Source organism: Desulfofundulus sp. (assembly GCF_049701015.1).
Lineage (GTDB): Bacteria > Bacillota > Desulfotomaculia > Desulfotomaculales > Desulfovirgulaceae > Desulfofundulus.
In genome coordinates, this window is sequence record NZ_JBNATZ010000294.1 from 1 (window position 1) to 2,860 (window position 2,860).

Here is a 2,860-nt window from a genome sequence, read left to right on the forward strand (position 1 = left end):
AGTATCCCGGCGTGCCCTTGCGCCTGCTCGCAGGCGGGTACGGCTGGTCCCGGCGGAGCTTGGCACGCGGTCCGGTTTAATGGGCGCGGTAGCTTTGGCGCTCCAAAAGATGCAGGAAAATCATCCCAGCTCAGTAGTATAAGGGTGGCTGTAATGGAGAATTCTATGCATGTTATTGAAATGAACCGTGCTGCCGGGAAAGGAGGAGGGGTGTTGCGCTTTGGCAAAGGGGAATGGCGCAACTTTGAGCGGGGTATTGAAAAAGAATGGCTGGTCACCAACGGCATCGGTGGTTATGCCTCCTCCACCATCATCGGTGTTAATACCCGCAAGTACCACGGCCTGCTTGTGGCTTCCCTTTCCCCGCCGGTGCGGCGCAATTTGTTTTTAGCCAAACTGGATGAAAGCCTGGAAACCCCCGGCCGGGTATATAACCTTGCTACCAACCATACCGGCGGTGGCGTGACGGAATTTGGATTTGTCCACCTGCAGCAGGTGGTGTTCAACCCTTTTCCCACGTTTATTTCATCTTGTGGTGATATTACCCTGCAGAAACAGATTTTTATGATTTATGGTGAGAATACCACCGTTATTCTCTACCGGATTCATAACGGGGCGGAACCTGCCGTGCTCCGTTTGACCCCCCTGGTTAACTGCCGGGACTTTCACTGGACCACCCGGCGGGGCCAGCTGAATTTTTCCCGGGAGGAGATCCCGTTCGGAGTGGCGGTCAAGGTGATGCCGCGGGTCCCCACCCTGCGCCTGGTCTGCAGTGAAGGGGAGTTCACGGGCCGCGAGGACTGGTTCCACGATATGTTTTACGTGGAAGAACAAAGGCGGGGGCTTGAAGCCCGGGAGGACCACTTCATACCGGGGTACTTTACCGTTTCTCTGAAACCGGAGGAGACAAAAACCATAACTTTCATCGCTACCCTGGAGGAAGTTTTTACCCTCGACGGGAAAGCCCTCCTGGAGCTGGAGACCCGGCGCCTCGAGGATCTGGTCAACAGGGCCGGGTACCGGAGTGCTCTGGCCCGCCAGCTTGTCCAGGCCGCAGACAGCTTTATCGTCTACCGCCGGTCTACCGGCGCCAAAAGTATCATTGCCGGTTACCACTGGTTTAACGACTGGGGAAGGGATACCATGATTGCCCTCCCGGGGCTGACCCTGGTTACCCGGCGTTATGATGATGCCCGTGAAATCCTGCTTACATATGCCCGTTACTGCAAGGACGGGCTCCTGCCGAATATGTTCACCGATGAAGGCAGGGAGCCCCTGTATAATACGGCTGATGCCTCCCTCTGGTATTTCTGGGCGGTCTGGAAGTACCTTCAGTACACCCAGGACCACGCCTTCATCCGCCGGGAGATCTACCCGGTGCTGAAAGAAATTGCCCGTCACTACGTCGAAGGCACTCATTTCAACATCAAAGTCCAGGAAGACGGGCTCCTGGCGGCCGGCTCTCCGGAGCTTCAGCTGACCTGGATGGATGCAAAGGTGGACCATTGGGTGGTTACGCCGCGCCACGGCAAGGCGGTGGAGATCAACGCCCTCTGGTACAACGCGTTGTGCGTTTTGCGGGAACTGGCCTCCCGTTACGGGGACGCTTTTCAATACCATGACCTGCTCGAAAAGCATGCGGAAAATTTTTTGCGGGAGTTCTGGTATGAGGAGGGGGGATATCTGTACGATGTGGTGGGTGAACAGGGGAAGGATGCTTCCCTGCGCCCCAACCAGGTTATTGCCTTGAGTCTGCCCTTTACCCTGGTTGACGCCGGAAGGGGTCGAAAAGTGCTCACCCGTGTCTGGCAGGAGCTGTACGCCACTTACGGGTTGCGCACCTTGTCTCCCGGCGACCCGCGGTACCGCGGGAACTACATTGGCGACAGGTGGCAGCGGGACGGGGCCTACCACCAGGGGACGGTCTGGAGCTGGCTGATCGGACCCTTTGTGACAGCCTGGCGCCGGGTACATAATTATTCGCCCGCCAGCCGCCTGCAGGCGGCACGTTTTCTCGCCCCCTTCCAGGACCAGCTGCGGGACCACGGGATAGGTTATATCTCTGAAATTTTTGACGGCAACGAGCCCGTTATTCCCCGGGGGTGTATCGCCCAGGCCTGGGGTGTGGCCGAAGTGCTCCGGGCTTACGTGGAGGACGTGCTGGAAATCAGGCTCCAGCACGTTTGAGGCTGAAAATCCGTGACGCATTCCGCACCGCCCACTTCTCCTCCCACTTCCCACCTCTCACTTCTCAAAGGGCGGGCGGGTTAATATATTTTTCAGGACAGGAACAATAAAGGGGGGTTCATTTTGCATATTCTGGATGATGTGCGGGCCATGTATAATGCCGATACGAAGGGGATGTTCAAAGCCCTGTGGGAGCTGCCCGAACAGTGTACCCGGGCCTGGGAGCTGGGTATGGCTGCCGGCGTTTCTCCCATGGGTGACCTCCGGCAGGTAGTGGTTACCGGCCTCGGGGGTTCGGCCATCGGTGGCGACCTCCTGAGGGTCTATGCCGCGCAGCGCCTGAGCGTGCCGGTGCTGGTCAACAGGGATTATGTACTGCCCGACTTTGTCGGGCCGCACACCCTTGTTTTTGCCGTCAGTTATTCCGGCAATACCGAAGAAACTCTCAGTGCCTACGCCCGGGCGCGGGAAAAGGGTGCCCGGGTTGTGGTCCTGACCACCGGCGGCAAACTGGGGGAGCTGGCCAGAAATGACGGTGTCCCGGTGATTACCGTTCCCGGCGGTATCGCTCCCCGTGCAGCGACGGGATACCTCTTTATCCCCACCCTGGCCGTGCTCTACCGGATGGGCCTGCTGCCGGACCTCAGCCATGAGGTGGCCGGGTGCGTTTCCC

Annotated in this window: 2 protein-coding genes; both read left to right on the plus strand. The window is 58.5% G+C overall.

From position 1 onward, the window contains the following. Positions 1–213: 213 nt before the first annotated feature. Entirely contained in the window at positions 214–2,187 is a 1,974-nt protein-coding gene (locus ACPLUI_RS13425) for an amylo-alpha-1,6-glucosidase (protein ID WP_424660757.1), read from the plus strand. Positions 2,188–2,310: 123 nt separating this feature from the next. Beyond that, positions 2,311–2,860, plus strand: a 550-nt coding sequence (locus ACPLUI_RS13430; protein ID WP_424660758.1) for an SIS domain-containing protein, incomplete at its 3' end; no start/stop codon positions are given.